The organism is Falsiroseomonas frigidaquae (assembly GCF_012163145.1).
GTDB classification, from domain to species: domain Bacteria; phylum Pseudomonadota; class Alphaproteobacteria; order Acetobacterales; family Acetobacteraceae; genus Falsiroseomonas; species Falsiroseomonas frigidaquae.
This window is the reverse complement of the sequence record NZ_JAAVTX010000008.1, coordinates 166,600-180,479: the sequence shown is the minus strand read 5'-3', so window position 1 is coordinate 180,479 and position 13,880 is coordinate 166,600. Positions and strand designations below refer to the sequence as shown.

Below are 13,880 nucleotides of genomic sequence, written 5' to 3'. Positions count from 1 at the left end.
GCGGCCCTGATCATCCGGCCAGTCTAGAGCGAGAATCTTTCGCCGAGATAGACACGCCGCACACCCTCATGCGCGACGATGTCGCGCGGGTTGCCCTCCATCAGCACCTGGCCGTCGTGCAGGATGTAGGCGCGGTCGATGATCTCCAGCGTCTCACGCACATTGTGGTCGGTGATCAGCACGCCGAGGCCGCGATCCTTCAGGTGCTTCACCAAATCGCGGATCTCTCCCACCGCGATCGGGTCGATGCCGGCCAGCGGCTCGTCCAGCAGGATGTAGCTGGGCTGGGTGGCCAGCGCGCGGGCGATCTCGCAACGCCGGCGTTCGCCGCCCGAAAGGGCCAGTGCGGGCGCGCGGCGCAGATGCGCGATGCCGAACTCGGCCAGCAGGCTGTCCAGCATCTGCTCCCGCCGGTCGCGCACCGGCTCCACCACCTCCAGCGCCGCGCGGATATTGTCCTCCACTGACAGGCCGCGGAAGATCGAGGCCTCCTGCGGCAGGTAGCCGAGGCCGAGGCGGGCGCGGCGGTACATCGGCAGGTAGGTCACGTCGTGGCCGTCCATGGTGACGGTGCCCTCATCGGGCTGCACCAGGCCGGTGATCATGTAGAAGGTGGTGGTCTTGCCGGCGCCATTCGGGCCGAGCAGCCCCACCGCCTCGCCACGCCGCAGGTTCAGCGAGACGTTCCGCACCACCGGACGCTTCTTGTAGCGCTTGCCGAGGCCGGTCGCGACCAGCCCGGCATTCTGCGCGGCCAGCCGGATCGGCGGCTGGCGCGGGTCGCCGGTGCCGCTCATGGTGTCGCGCCCTGGCGAGCTCATGGTGTCGCGCCCTGGCGAGCTCATGGTGTCGCGCCCTGGCGCGCTCATGGTGTTGCGCTCGGGCGCCGTGCCGGCGGCGGGGCGGGGGTGCGCGGCGCGGGCCGCTGGGCCGGGGGCACCGTGGCCTGGCCCGGCTGCTGCTGCCCCGGCACCACCAGCCCCTGCACGCGCGTGCCGGGGGCGGAGATCAGCCGGGACACGCCGGTTCGCAGATTCACGATGGCTTCCTGGCCGTTCAACTGGTTCTCCCCACGGGTGATGCGGACGCCGCCGACCAGCCGCGCGAGGCCGGTCTGCGGGCTGTACATGCCACGTTCGCCACGCACGACTTCCTCGGCGGAGCGGATCTCGACGCCGCCATAGGCTTCGACGCGTTCGATGCGGCTGCTTTCATTCGCAGCCGGCAGGCCGGCCACCGGCGGCGATGCGGGGCGTGCGGGTGCCGGTGCGGGTGCGGCCGTGGGCGCGCCTTCCGCCGGCGCGTCGAGGAAATAGGCGACAAGCGTATCGGCGGCGATCTGCCTGCCATCCGAACTGACCACGACGGCGCCACCCCGGGCCACCGCCATGCGGCGCTGCGGCCAGTATTCCAGGCTGTCGCGCGCGGTGATGCGCTGGTCCGGCGTGGTCAGCGACAGACCGCGGCCGGACAGCACCATCACCGCCTGGTCCATGTCATAGACCGCACGCTCACCTTCCGCGCGTTCGGTGGTGGAGGTGACGCGGACACTGCCCTCAGCCTCCAGCCGCCAGATCTCGCCGCCGGATAGCGGGCTGCCGCCGGGCTCGGGCGCCGGGGCGTTGGCGCCGCCGCGCGGGCGATAGCGTGCGATCAGCCGGTCCGCATCCACCGTCACGCCGTCCCGCACCGCGCGCGCCTGGCCGCGGGCGATCACCACCTGTTCCTGCTGGCGCCACTCGATGCCGTCATTGGCGGTGATTTCCACCGGCCCGCCCTGGTTCAGGTCCAGGTTCTGCGCCTGTACAGGAAGCGCCAGCAGCAGTGCCGCGAGGGCAAGACCGGTGCGCCTCATCGTCCGCCCTCCAGCACCGCGCGGGCGCGGCCGGTGAACACCACCACCTGGCCACGGTCGAACAGCCGGAAGCCTTCCGCCGTCAGATTGCCGAAGGGGCCCTGCGCCGCCACCGGCTCATCCCCCGTGGCGGCACCGGCGTTCAGGTCGATGGCTGCGCGCTGCGTCACGAACTGGGTGCCGTCATCATGGTGCACGGTGACCTGCCCGGCGAGGTCCAGCCGGTTGGTCGGGCGGTCGAAGCGGCCCTGTTGCGATTCGAGGTAGACCCAGGCGCTGTCGCCCAGCAGCAGGTCGGCCCGCGGTTCGTTCAGCACCACAACATCCTCGTTGCCGCCCTGCGTCGCGAGGCTGGCCGTGACCGTGTAGGGGCGGTTCTGCTCATCCACCCCCTGATACCGCGGATCAACGATTCGCAGCGCATCCGGTGCCGCCTGCAGAACGCGGCGAAAGGCGACGCGGCCACGATCCGCCGCGCTGTCCAGCTCCGGCCACAGCGCCACGGTGGCCAGCAGCGCCACCGCCGCCAGGGGCAGCAGCCGCTTGGCGACGCTGACCAGGATGCGCCGCCGCGCCAATTGCCCCGCGCTCGGCGCGCGGCGTTCCCGCGAGGGCGCCAGCATGCGGCGCGCCGGGGCACGAGCGGCAGTGCCGGACGTGGCCTGGGGCCTGACGGAAATGGGCGGCGGCAATCTCACCTGGTTTCTATGAGCCTCGCGGAGCGGAGGGTCAACGCGCAGAACAGGCGTCTCCTGCCCTGCGGACAAGAAACGTGCCACGGCGACCGCTCCTGCCCGCCGGATGTTAACGCGCTGGCCATTTCGTGCCGCCGGCGCGGTGCGCAGGCGGCGAATGGCCGGATCAATGCGCGAAGATGTCCGGGTCCTCATAGCCCAGCAGGTCCAACCGACCGCGCATGGGCAGGAAGTGGTAGCAGGCCTGGGCGATGTCCAGCCGCCCCTCGCGCTCCAGCAGCGCCTTCAGCCGCGCCCAGAGCGCATGCAGATGCAGCACGTCGGACGCCGCATAGGTCAGCTGCTCCGGCGTCAGCTCGGCCTGGCCCCAGTCGCTGGATTGCTGCTGCTTGGACAGGTCGACGCCCAGCAGGTCGCGGCACAGGTCCTTCAGGCCGTGACGGTCCGTGTAGGTGCGGACCAGCTTGGAGGCGATCTTGGTGCAGACCACGGGCGCCACCACCACGCCCAGCGCATTGTACAGCGCGGCGACGTCGAAGCGGGCAAAGTGGAAGATCTTCAGCACCGCCGGGTCGGCCAGCAGGCGCTTCAGGTTGGGGCAATCCGCGCCGCGGCCACCAAGCCGGTCGGGCAGGATCTGCACGCAATGCGCGGTTCCGTCGCCTGCGGAGAGCTGCACCAGGCAAAGCCGGTCGCGCCGCGGGTCGAGGCCCATTGTTTCGGTATCGATGGCGACGGAGGACCCGAAGTTCAGGTCGTCCGGCAAGTCATGCCGATGCAGTCGGATCACGGCGGCCTTCGTGAAAAGGGTGGAACCCACCGCCGTTGTGACCCCGATGGAGTGGTGCCCAGGAAAGGCAGCTTTTCGCAACAGCTACCGCCTTAAGCATCTGAAAAACCATGAGCGACGATTACAGAGGCGGAGCGAAAACTACCCAGGTTCGGATGCCATTGCACCAAGCCCGTGCCATTCTCTGGGCCCTAGTAAACCAGGGTGCCGGGCCAGGCAATGTAGTTGCGGCGGGCAGGGCTCGCCCATCCGCGTCGGCAGCACCCCGAAGCCCGCCGGCCTGCTGTTGGGCGAACCTTCGCATACGCCAGTTGAACCGAGGGCAGGGCTGACGGGTCTCTGCGATCGGAGCGAGTCGGGTGAGTGCCGCTTCATCGCCTTCCTCAACGCCGGCCCGCATCTTGCGGCGCGACGCGGCGCGTGCCGAACATAAGCCGACGGGGAGGCGTCATAGTCTCATGGGAAGAGGAGGGCTCCGGCCTTGCACGATCCTTGAAGCGCACAGAAGATGATCTGCTGCTATCCAACTTTACTTTAAATCGGGTGTGTGCGAAGAAGTAACTAAATCCGACAATCCAAGGCGAAAACCATGAACTTAGAGGCGCTCGAAGAATTCGGAGCTAGGATCAGCGCTGATGCAAAGGCGTTGGGGCCTATGGAAACGAAGGAATTTTCGGAGCGCCGAAAGAACTATCCTTTCTACGGCTACGCAGAGGTCGTAACCAAGTATGTGGCGCCTTTCGTTATGTTTTGCAATAACGACGAGGTGTTCGCCTACTGCGCAAACTGGAATGGAGCCTTCGACTACGAGGAACATACACTTCGCGCTTGGTCATTGTTGTGCAAAGAATCCTCGGCCATCCTTGATATTGGGGCCCATGTTGGGTTGTTTTCGCTGGTTGCGGCGCTGTCTAATCCAAAAGCGGAAATTGATGCTTTCGAAGCCATAGATCATATTTTTGCGCGTCTGTTCGTCAACGCCCAAGCGAACAGATTCTTCAAGGTGCGCCCTCACTTGGCCGCAGTTTCAGATGGTGAGGGCTGGATCGACATGAATATCCGGAGCGGTCCCCGGCTGATGTCCACCGGTGCGTCCGTTGTTGATCGCGGAAAATCTGTCGCCGTGAAGCGAATTAACAAAATTAGCATTGATAATTTTCTTCAGGGCCGGCCCGTCGACCTGATGAAAATTGACGTGGAAGAGCATGAATTTCATGTTATCCGCGGAGGGATTAAATCGATCAACATGCACAAGCCTACGATCTTAGCTGAAATTCTGACACCCGAGATCTTGGCCTCGGTAACGGGTCTTGTCACGCCGCTCGGGTATGATGCCTACTGGCTTTCGGAACATGACGGGAGTCTGTCCGACATCAAAGCCGATCGGCCATCGTCATCTCGTAACGTCTTGTTGCGTCATCCCTCAAGGGCTATCGGGGGCCTCAAGATTCCGAGTGCCAAGTCCACCTCACCCTGAATTTGGCGTAGCAGGACATTCTACGCGTAATGCTGCTAAGGGTGTTCTAGAGCTGGAATTTTCCTCGGCATACATCCAAGTTGGCGCCCCTCGTTCGCGCTGCCCATAGGCTCTGCTTGGTGCACGTCGTCCAGCACAAAGAGCAGGAGCGGCGACGGCTCAGTGAAAATTTCCTCACCTGACCTAGCATCGGACAACTATTAATTTCAATATGTGCGGTGCACATCTGCTTGCGCGGCTAGTGGCCTCCGTGGCGTCGCTAAACACGACGCGTGATTCGCCCCCCAGTCACGTGATACCGCGCTTCCTCAGTCTTGGTGGAGGAAATCCGTTTGATACACGAGCGCATGGACCAGCGACGTAAGAACCTGTTCCGGCGCTATGAACGATCAAGCGGCCCGGCAGTCTCGCTGTGCGATGGCACTGGCAACGCGCACTCGCTCATGGCGGACGCGCCGCAGCGCATATCACCAAGCTTACACCCGTCTCGGCAAACCTATGGTGGTGCCCAGGAAAGGACTCGAACCTTCACGACCTTGCGGTCACTGGCACCTGAAGCCAGCGCGTCTACCAATTCCGCCACCTGGGCAAGGGGCGTCTTCCGACGTGAGGCGGGATTTACGGGCGGCTCCGTTTTCCGTCAAGCGGGGTCGGATGGAATTCTTGCCGTGGCGTGACATTGCCTTGGCCCGGTCCACTACCTGGTCCGGTCCACTGCTTGGCCCGGGTCACTGCTTGGCGTTGTCTCTCCGCCCCCATATGGTCCGGCAGCGAATGGTCAGCTTCGGATGGAGTGCGGGTGATGCAGGTGGGGCGGGATCGCAGGGTTGCGACGGTGTTCGGTGGCGCCGGCTTCATCGGCCGCTACGTGGTGCAGCGGCTGGCGGCGCAGGGCTATGTGGTGCGTGTGGCGACGCGGAACCCCGCCGGCATGCGCTTCCTGACGACTCAGGGGCGGGTCGGGCAGATCGTGCCGCTGCAGGTCTCGGTCACCGATGCCGCGGCGCTGGCGCGGGCCGTCTCGGGCGCCGATGTCGTCATCAACCTGGTGGGCATCCTGCATGAGCGCCGCGCCGGCGATTTCGCGCGGGTGCAGGGCGAGGCGCCGGGCCTGATCGCCGAGGCCGCCGCCAGGGCTGGCGCGCGCCGCATGGTGCATGTCTCGGCCATCGGCGCCGACGCCAACAGCGAGAGCCTGTACGCGCGGAGCAAGGCGCAGGGTGAGGCGGCGGTGCTGGCGGCCTTCCCCACCGCGACGATCCTGCGTCCCTCGGTGGTGTTCGGGCCGGAGGACCAGTTCTTCAACCGCTTCGCCGGCATGTCGCAGATGCTGCCCTTCATGCCGGTGGTCTCCGGCAATTCACGCTTCCAGCCGGTCTATGTAGCCGATGTGGCGGATGCGGTGATGGCGGCGCTGGAACAGGACCAGGCACAGGGCACCACCTATGAGCTGGGCGGCCCGCGCGTGATGACGATGCGGGACGTGCTGCGCTTCATCCTGGACACCACCCGCCGGCGCCGCCGGCTGGTCGAGATGCCGATGGGGCTGATGCGCCTGCAGGCCAGCATCATGGAGAAGCTGCCGAACCCGGCGCTGACCCGCGACCAGCTTCTGCTGCTGGCGAAGGACAATGTGGCGGCGGAGGGCATGCCCGGCCTGGCCGCCCTCGGCATCGCCCCGAAATCCGTTGAGTCGGTGGTGCCGGCCTATCTGCGCCGGTTCCGTCCTGGCGGCGGGCGGCGCGACCTCGCGATGGCGTGAGGCCGGATCGGACCTTTTGAGTGCCTCCTGCGCCGGCGCGGTTAAGAATGTCGGGGGCGGGAGAAGAAAATATGACAGCTGAGCTGTCAGATCAGCGCAAAACGGACTCGCGTCCGTTTCGGCGCTGGTGTAGGAGGGCCTCCCCGCGCCGCCGCCGGATGGTTGCGCGCTGTCAGGAGCCTGCGCCGCCATGGCCGATCGGATGCTGCAATTCGTGCGCCTCGACCAGCACCAGCCGGACAAGCGCCCGGCCACGGCGCGCCGCGAGGATTTCGCCGAGATCTACCAGGAATTCGCGCCCCAGGCCGCGGCGGCGCAGTCCAGCCGATGCAGCCAGTGCGGCGTGCCGTTCTGCCAGGTGCATTGCCCGCTGAACAACAACATCCCGGACTGGTTGAAGCTGACCGCGGAAGGAAGGCTGGAGGAGGCCTATGAGGTCGCCGCCGCCACCAACACCTTCCCCGAGATCTGCGGCCGCATCTGCCCGCAGGACCGGCTGTGCGAAGGCAACTGCGTCATCGAGAAGGATTTTGGTAGTGTCACCATCGGATCGGTGGAGAAGTACATCACCGATACCGCATGGGAGAATGGCTGGGTCAAGGCGCCGAAGCCGCGGCGTGAACTGGCGCAGTCCGTCGGCATCATCGGCGCCGGCCCGGGCGGCCTGGCGGCTGCGGAGCGGCTGCGCATGCGCGGCTACCAGGTGCATGTCTATGACCGCTACGACCGCGTTGGCGGGCTGATGATCTACGGCATCCCCAACTTCAAGCTGGAGAAGGAGGTGGTGCTGCGGCGTTGGAAGCAGTTCGAGGAAGGCGGCATCCAATTCCACCTGAACGTCGCGGTCGGGCGCGACATCACGCTGGAGGAGCTGCGCGTGAAGCACGACGCCGTGCTGATCGCGACCGGCGTGTACAAGGCGCGCGACATGGCCGCCCCCGGCATCGGCCTGCCGGGCATCGTCCCGGCGCTGGATTACCTGACGGCTTCGAACCGCGCCGGGCTGGGTGAGAATGTGCCCGGCATGGCGAGCGGCACGATGAACGCCGCCGGCAAGCGCGTGGTCGTCATCGGTGGCGGCGACACGGCGATGGATTGCGTCCGCACCGCGGTGCGCCAGGGCGCCACCTCCGTCACCTGCCTCTATCGCCGCGACAAGGCGAATATGCCGGGCTCGATGCGGGAAGTGTACAACGCCGAGGAAGAAGGCGTGACCTTCGAATGGCTCGGCGCGCCGGAGGCCTTCCTGGGCGATGCCGCCGTCACCGCCGTGCGCGCGCACCGCATGCATCTCGGCCTGCCGGATGCGACGGGCCGCCAGCAGGTGCAGGCGATCCCGGGCAGCAGCTTCGACCTGCCGGCGGACCTCGTCATCATGGCGCTGGGCTTCGACCCGGAGGATTTGCCCAAGGCCTTCAATGAGCCGGCGCTGCCGGTGACGAAGTGGGGCACGCTGAAGGTTGACCACCGCACGATGATGACGGCGCTGCCGGGCGTCTTCGCGGCGGGTGACATCGTGCGCGGCGCGAGCCTCGTCGTCTGGGCGATCCGCGACGGGCGCGACGCGGCGGAGACCATGCACAGCTACATCGAGCAGAAGTCCGCGGCGCTCGCCGTGGCGGCGGAGTGACGACGATGGCGAACTACGTCGAGGATTATCAGTCCCAGCACGCGCTGCTGTCTTCCGAAGCGCAGATCGACCTGACGGAACACGATGCCTGCGGCGTCGGCCTGGTGGCGTCCCTGGATGGCCAGGCGCATCGCAAGGTGGTGCAGGCCGGCATCGATGCGCTGAAGGCGGTGTGGCATCGCGGCGCGGTGGATGCGGATGGCAAGACCGGCGACGGCGCCGGCATCCATATCGAGATCCCGCAGGATTTCTTCGCGGAAGTCGTGGAGCGCGGCGGCGACCGGCTGCGGCCGGGCCGCATCGCGGTCGGCATGGTGTTCCTGCCGAAGACCGATCTGAGCGCGCAGGAGCGCTGCCGGCAGATCGTGGAATCGGAGATCCTCGCCGCCGGCTACAACATCTACTCCTGGCGCCAGGTGCCGATCGACGTGTCCTGCATCGGCGAGAAGGCCAATGCGACGCGGCCGGAGATCGAGCAGATCCTGCTGTGGAACCCGCGCGGCGTGGATGAGGATCTGTACGAGCGGGACATGTATGTGATCCGCCGCAAGATCGAGAAGCAGGCGATCGCGGCGCAGATTCCGGAACTGTACCTGTGTTCCCTGTCCTGCCGGTCCATCGTCTACAAGGGCATGTTCCTGGCCGAGAGCCTGACGGAATTCTACCCCGACCTGCTGGATGCGCGCTTCGTCAGCCGCTTCGCGATCTACCACCAGCGTTATTCCACCAACACCTTCCCCACCTGGCGCCTGGCACAGCCCTTCCGCATGCTGGCGCATAACGGCGAGATCAACACCGTCCACGGCAACATCAACTGGATGAAGTCGCATGAGACGCGGCTGGCGCATCCCTTGCTCGATGCCCACATGGACGACATCAAGCCGATCGTGCAGGCGGGCGGGTCCGACACCGCGACGCTGGACAATGTGTTCGAGCTGCTGGTGCGCGGCGGCCGCGACGCGCCGATGGCGAAGTCGATGCTGATCCCGGAAAGCCTGGGCAGCAACGCCACCATGCCGGAGGCGCATCGCGAGATGTTCCTCTACTGCAATGCGGTGATGGAGCCCTGGGACGGCCCGGCGGCGATCGCGGCGACGGACGGCAAGTGGGTGATCGGCGGGCTGGACCGCAACGGGCTGCGGCCGATGCGCTACAGCATCACCACGGACAACATCCTGGTCATCGGCTCCGAGACCGGCATGGTGAAGATCGCCGAGGATCGCGTGGTGGCAAAGGGCCGTGTCGGCCCCGGCCAATGCGTCGGCGTCGATCTCGCCACTGGCCGCTTCTATGGCGACACGGAGCTGAAGGATGCGCTATCCTCCCGCAAGCCGTTCGGTGACTGGACCAGCCGCACCACGCGCATCGACGGCATCGTCAAGGCCGGCGCGGATGAGCATGCGGAGCTGACCGGGGAAGCGCTGCGCCGCCGCCAGCTCGCCATGGGCTATACGCTGGAGGAACTGGAGACGATCCTGCACCCGATGGTGGAGGAAGCGGCGGAGGCGATCGGCAGCATGGGCGACGACACGCCCATCGCCGTGCTCTCCACCCAGTATCGCGGCCTGCACCATTATTTCCGTCAGTCCTTCAGCCAGGTCACCAACCCGCCGATCGACAGCCTGCGCGAGACGCGGGTGATGTCGCTGAAGACGCGCCTCGGCAATCTGGGCAATATCCTCGATGAGGACCCGACCCAGTGCGACATGCTGATGCTGGACAGCCCCGTTCTGTCCAACGCGGAATTCGCCGCCATGCGCGCCTATATGGGCGACACCGCCTGCGTGGTGGACTGCACCTTCGCGGTTGCCGAGGGCGAGGCCGGCTTGCGCCACGCCATCGAGCGCATCCGGCGCGAGGCCGAGGAAGGTGTGCGCAGCGGCTGCGCGCATGTGATCCTGACCGATGAGGGGCAGGGGCCGGATCGCGCCGCCATACCGATGATCCTGGCGGTCGGCGGCGTGCACACGCATCTGGTTAAGAACTCGCTGCGGACCTTCACCAGCCTGAACCTGCGCTGCGCCGAATCCATCGATGTGCACTACATCGCCGTGCTGATCGGCGCGGGTGCCACCACGGTGAACGCCTACCTCGCGCAGGAAAGCATCGCGGACCGGCACCGCCGCGGGTTGTTCGGCGAGCTGTCGCTGAAGGATTGCGTGGCACGCTACAAGAAGGCGGTCGACAAGGGGCTGCTGAAGGTGATGTCCAAGATGGGCATCTCCGTCATCTCCTCCTACCGCGGCGGCATGAATTTCGAGGCGATCGGGCTGTCCCGGGCCCTGGTCGCGGAGTTCTTCCCCGGCATCGCCAGCCGCATCTCCGGCATCGGCCTGTCCGGCATCGCCCGGCGCGTGCTGGCGCTGCATGCGAAGGCCTGGGATGCGGATGTGGTGACGCTGCCGGTCGGCGGTCTGTATAAGCTGCGCAAGCGGGGCGAGAACCATGCCTTCGACGGCAGCCTGATCCACACGCTGCAGAAGGCTGTGGAGACGGACAGCTACCAGACTTTCAAGCGGTATTCGGAAGGCGTGCGCAAGCTGCCGCCGGTGGCGCTGCGCGACCTGCTGGATTTCCGCGCCGAGGGCCGGGTGCCGGTCTCGCTCGAGGAAGTCGAAAGCATCACGGAAATCCGCAAACGCCTGGTGGCGCCAGGCATCTCGCTCGGCGCGCTGAGCCCCGAGGCGCATGAGACGCTGTCCATCGCCATGAATCGCATCGGCGCCCGCAGCGACAGCGGCGAGGGCGGCGAGGATCCGGCGCGCGCGCGGCCGCGGCGCAATGGCGACAATGCGAATTCCGCCATCAAGCAGATCGCTTCGGGCCGCTTCGGCGTTACCGCCGAATACCTGAACAACTGCAAGGAAATCGAGATCAAGGTCGCCCAGGGCGCCAAGCCCGGCGAGGGCGGGCAGCTGCCCGGCTTCAAGGTGACGGAACTCATCGCCAAGCTGCGGCATTCCACGCCGGGCGTCATGCTGATCAGCCCGCCGCCGCACCACGACATCTACTCCATCGAAGACTTGGCGCAGCTCATCTACGACCTGAAGCAGATCAACCCGGAAGCCACCGTCTGCGTGAAGCTGGTGGCGCGCAGCGGCATCGGCACCATCGCCGCTGGGGTGGCGAAGGCGAAGGCGGATGCGATCCTGGTCTCCGGCCATTCCGGCGGCACGGGTGCGTCCCCCGTGTCGTCCATCAAGCATGCCGGCCTGCCCTGGGAGATGGGGCTGACCGAGACGCATCAGGTGTTGATGCTCAACCGCCTGCGCCATCGCGTGAAGCTGCGCACCGATGGTGGCCTCAAGACGGGCCGCGACGTGGTGATCGCCGCCATGCTGGGCGCCGAGGAATTCGGCATCGGCACGGCCAGCCTCGTCGCCATGGGCTGCATCATGGTGCGCCAGTGCCATAGCAACACGTGCCCGGTCGGCGTCTGCACCCAGGACGATGCGCTGCGGCAGAAGTTTGCCGGCACGCCGGAGAAGGTCATCAACCTGTTCAGCTTCGTGGCGGAGGAGGTGCGGGAAATTCTCGCCGGCCTCGGCTTCCGCCGCCTGACGGAGGTGATCGGCCGCACCGACCTGCTGCGTCAGGTCAGCCGCGGCGCGGAGGATCTGGACGACCTCGACCTGAACCCGCTTCTGGTGAAGGCCGATGCCGGCGCGCATGCCGCCTATTGCACGCTGGAGGGCCGCAACGAGGTGCCGGAGACGCTGGATGCGGACATGATCCGCGATGCGGCGGCGCTGTTCGAACGCGGCGAGAAGATGCAGCTCGCCTACAACATCCGCAACACGCACCGCGCCATCGGCACCAAGATCAGCAGCAAGATCGTCCGCCGCTTCGGCATGGAGGGGCTGCAGCGCGGCCATCTCTCCGTCCGCCTGCGCGGCTCCGCCGGCCAGTCGCTGGGTGCCTTCGCGGTGCGCGGGCTGAAGCTGGAAGTCTTCGGCGATGCCAATGACTATGTCGGCAAGGGCCTGTCCGGCGGCACCATCGTGGTGCGGCCGGCGCCGTCCTCCACGCTGGTGTGGAAGGACAATACCATCATCGGCAATACCTGCCTCTATGGCGCGACCAGCGGCGCGCTGTTCGCGGCAGGGCAGGCGGGTGAACGCTTCGCGGTGCGCAATTCCGGCGCGCTGGCGGTGGTGGAAGGCGTCGGCGCCAATGGCTGCGAATACATGACGGGCGGCACCGTCGTGATCCTCGGCCCGGTCGGTGACAATTTCGGCGCCGGCTTCACCGGCGGCATGGCCTTCATCTACGACGCGGATGGCAGCTTCGAGCAGCGGGTGAATCCGGAATCGCTGCGCTGGTGCCGCGTTGGCGGCTCGGCCCATTGGGATGCGGCGCTGCGCGAACACATCGCCCGTCATGTGGAGGAGACGAACAGCCCCTTCGCCGCGCGCCTGCTGAACGACTGGGCGACGGAGCGGCTGAACTTCTGGCATGTCGTGCCGAAGGACTATGCCCGCTACCTGCCGCAGCCGATGGAAGACGCGCTGGCCGTCGCCGCCGAGTGATCGGCGCCGCCACGCGGCGCGGGCTGCTGGCGCTTGCCATTCCCGGCTGTGCCACGGCGCAGCCGGGGATGGTGACGCCGCCCGCCGCGCCGGGTGGCGGCCTGCATGCCCGCGCCGCCGCCAAGGGCCTGGCCTTCGGCGCCGCCACCAGCACCCGGCAGATGGCGGAGCCGGATCTGATGGCCGCCTTCCTCGCCGATTGCGGGCTACTGGTCGCCGAATACGAGATGAAATGGGCGGAGCTGGAGCCGCAGCCCGGCAATCGCCGCACCCGCCGTGCCGACCAGCTTTTCGATTTCGCGCGCCGCAACGGCATGGCCGTGCGCGGCCACACGCTGCTGTGGCATGAGAGCGAGCCGCGCTGGCTGTCGGACCTCTCTGCCCGCGGCACCGCCGCCGCCATGGCGCAGCATGTGGATGCCACCGTGCTGTGCTGGCGGGGCCAGGTCACCACCTGGGACGTGGTGAATGAGGCAGTGGCGCCGGAGGATGGCCGCCCGGATTTCCTGCGCCGCACCTGGCTGTTGAACCGGATCGGCCCGGACTACCTGCCGCAGGCCTTCCATATCGCCCGCGCGGCCGACCCCAATGCACGCCTCGCCTACAATGATTTCGGCTGCGAGCACGCCACCGCCTGGTCGCGCCGCCGCCGGCTTGGCGTGCTCGGCCTGCTGCGCGGGCTGCGCCAGGCTGGCGCGCCGGTGCAGGTTCTGGGCATGCAGGCGCATCTGCAGGCGGGGCAGCCCTTCGAGGCCTCCGAATGGCGCGCCTTCCTGGCGGATGTCGCGGCGCTGGGCTTGACCATCGAGGTGACGGAGCTGGATGTGAATTGCCGCGCCCTGCCGGCCGCCGCCGGCCCGCGCGATGCCGCCGCGGCGGATCTGGTGCGGCGCTTCCTGGATGCGACGCTGGAGGAACCGGCGGTGCGCGCCGTGGTCACCTGGGGGCTGACGGATCGCCATTCCTGGATCCGCGAAGGCCGCCTGCCGGAACACCGCCGCCGCGACACGGCCAGGGCCCGCCCGCTGCCCTATGACGACGCGATGCGCCGCAAACCCATCTGGGCCGCCATCGCCGCCGCGCTGGATGCGGCGCCGCCGCGGGGCTAGCGGGTCATCGACCCGCGGCTGCGGGTTGGCCGC

At 67.1% G+C, this 13,880-nt stretch carries 9 protein-coding genes and 1 tRNA gene; 5 read left to right on the top strand and 5 right to left on the bottom strand.

Annotated features, from left to right (window positions below; genetic code table 11):
* Positions 1-23: 23 nt before the first annotated feature.
* The 4 genes from lptB to HB662_RS25745 all read right to left on the bottom strand — a co-directional run bounded on the left by lptB (position 24) and on the right by HB662_RS25745 (position 3,370).
* Positions 24-797: an LPS export ABC transporter ATP-binding protein gene (gene lptB / locus HB662_RS25760; protein WP_168054352.1), complete on the bottom strand. Its 774-nt coding sequence runs from the start codon at positions 795-797 to the stop codon at positions 24-26.
* Between the two features lie 68 nt (positions 798-865).
* The gene (locus tag HB662_RS25755; protein ID WP_168054350.1) at positions 866-1,855 is read right to left on the bottom strand and encodes an LptA/OstA family protein; all 990 of its coding nucleotides are present in this window, start codon (positions 1,853-1,855) and stop codon (positions 866-868) included.
* Positions 1,852-2,478 carry an LPS export ABC transporter periplasmic protein LptC gene (lptC, locus tag HB662_RS25750; protein WP_168054348.1) on the bottom strand — a complete coding sequence of 209 codons (627 nt, stop codon included), beginning with the start codon at positions 2,476-2,478 and terminating at the stop codon, positions 1,852-1,854. The genes HB662_RS25755 and lptC overlap by 4 nt, the downstream gene beginning before the upstream one ends.
* A gap of 238 nt (positions 2,479-2,716) precedes the next feature.
* Positions 2,717-3,370, bottom strand: coding sequence for a ribonuclease D (locus HB662_RS25745; RefSeq protein ID WP_168054346.1), 654 nt, complete (start codon positions 3,368-3,370; stop codon positions 2,717-2,719).
* A 559-nt stretch (positions 3,371-3,929) separates the two neighbouring features.
* Here HB662_RS25745 and HB662_RS25740 point away from each other — a divergent pair.
* On the top strand, positions 3,930-4,817 hold the full coding sequence (locus HB662_RS25740) for an FkbM family methyltransferase (RefSeq protein ID WP_168054344.1): 888 nt from the start codon (positions 3,930-3,932) through the stop codon (positions 4,815-4,817).
* A 502-nt stretch (positions 4,818-5,319) separates the two neighbouring features.
* Here the strand turns inward: HB662_RS25740 and HB662_RS25735 are convergent.
* A tRNA-Leu gene (locus HB662_RS25735) sits at positions 5,320-5,406 on the bottom strand.
* Positions 5,407-5,619: 213 nt separating this feature from the next.
* Between HB662_RS25735 and HB662_RS25730 the strand changes: the two genes are divergently transcribed.
* The 4 genes from HB662_RS25730 (at position 5,620) to HB662_RS25715 (ending at position 13,847) form a co-directional block, all read left to right on the top strand.
* Positions 5,620-6,579: a complex I NDUFA9 subunit family protein gene (locus HB662_RS25730; protein WP_168054342.1), complete on the top strand. Its 960-nt coding sequence runs from the start codon at positions 5,620-5,622 to the stop codon at positions 6,577-6,579.
* A 190-nt stretch (positions 6,580-6,769) separates the two neighbouring features.
* Complete coding sequence (locus HB662_RS25725) at positions 6,770-8,209, top strand: NAD(P)-dependent oxidoreductase (protein ID WP_168054340.1); 1,440 nt, start codon at positions 6,770-6,772, stop codon at positions 8,207-8,209.
* 5 nt (positions 8,210-8,214) lie between these two features.
* On the top strand, positions 8,215-12,738 hold the full coding sequence (gene gltB, locus HB662_RS25720; protein ID WP_168054338.1) for a glutamate synthase large subunit: 4,524 nt from the start codon (positions 8,215-8,217) through the stop codon (positions 12,736-12,738).
* A complete protein-coding gene (locus HB662_RS25715; protein ID WP_168054336.1) occupies positions 12,735-13,847 on the top strand; it encodes an endo-1,4-beta-xylanase in 1,113 nt (370 codons plus the stop codon). Before gltB ends, HB662_RS25715 begins: the two co-directional genes overlap by 4 nt.
* The last annotated feature ends 33 nt before the right edge of the window (positions 13,848-13,880 follow it).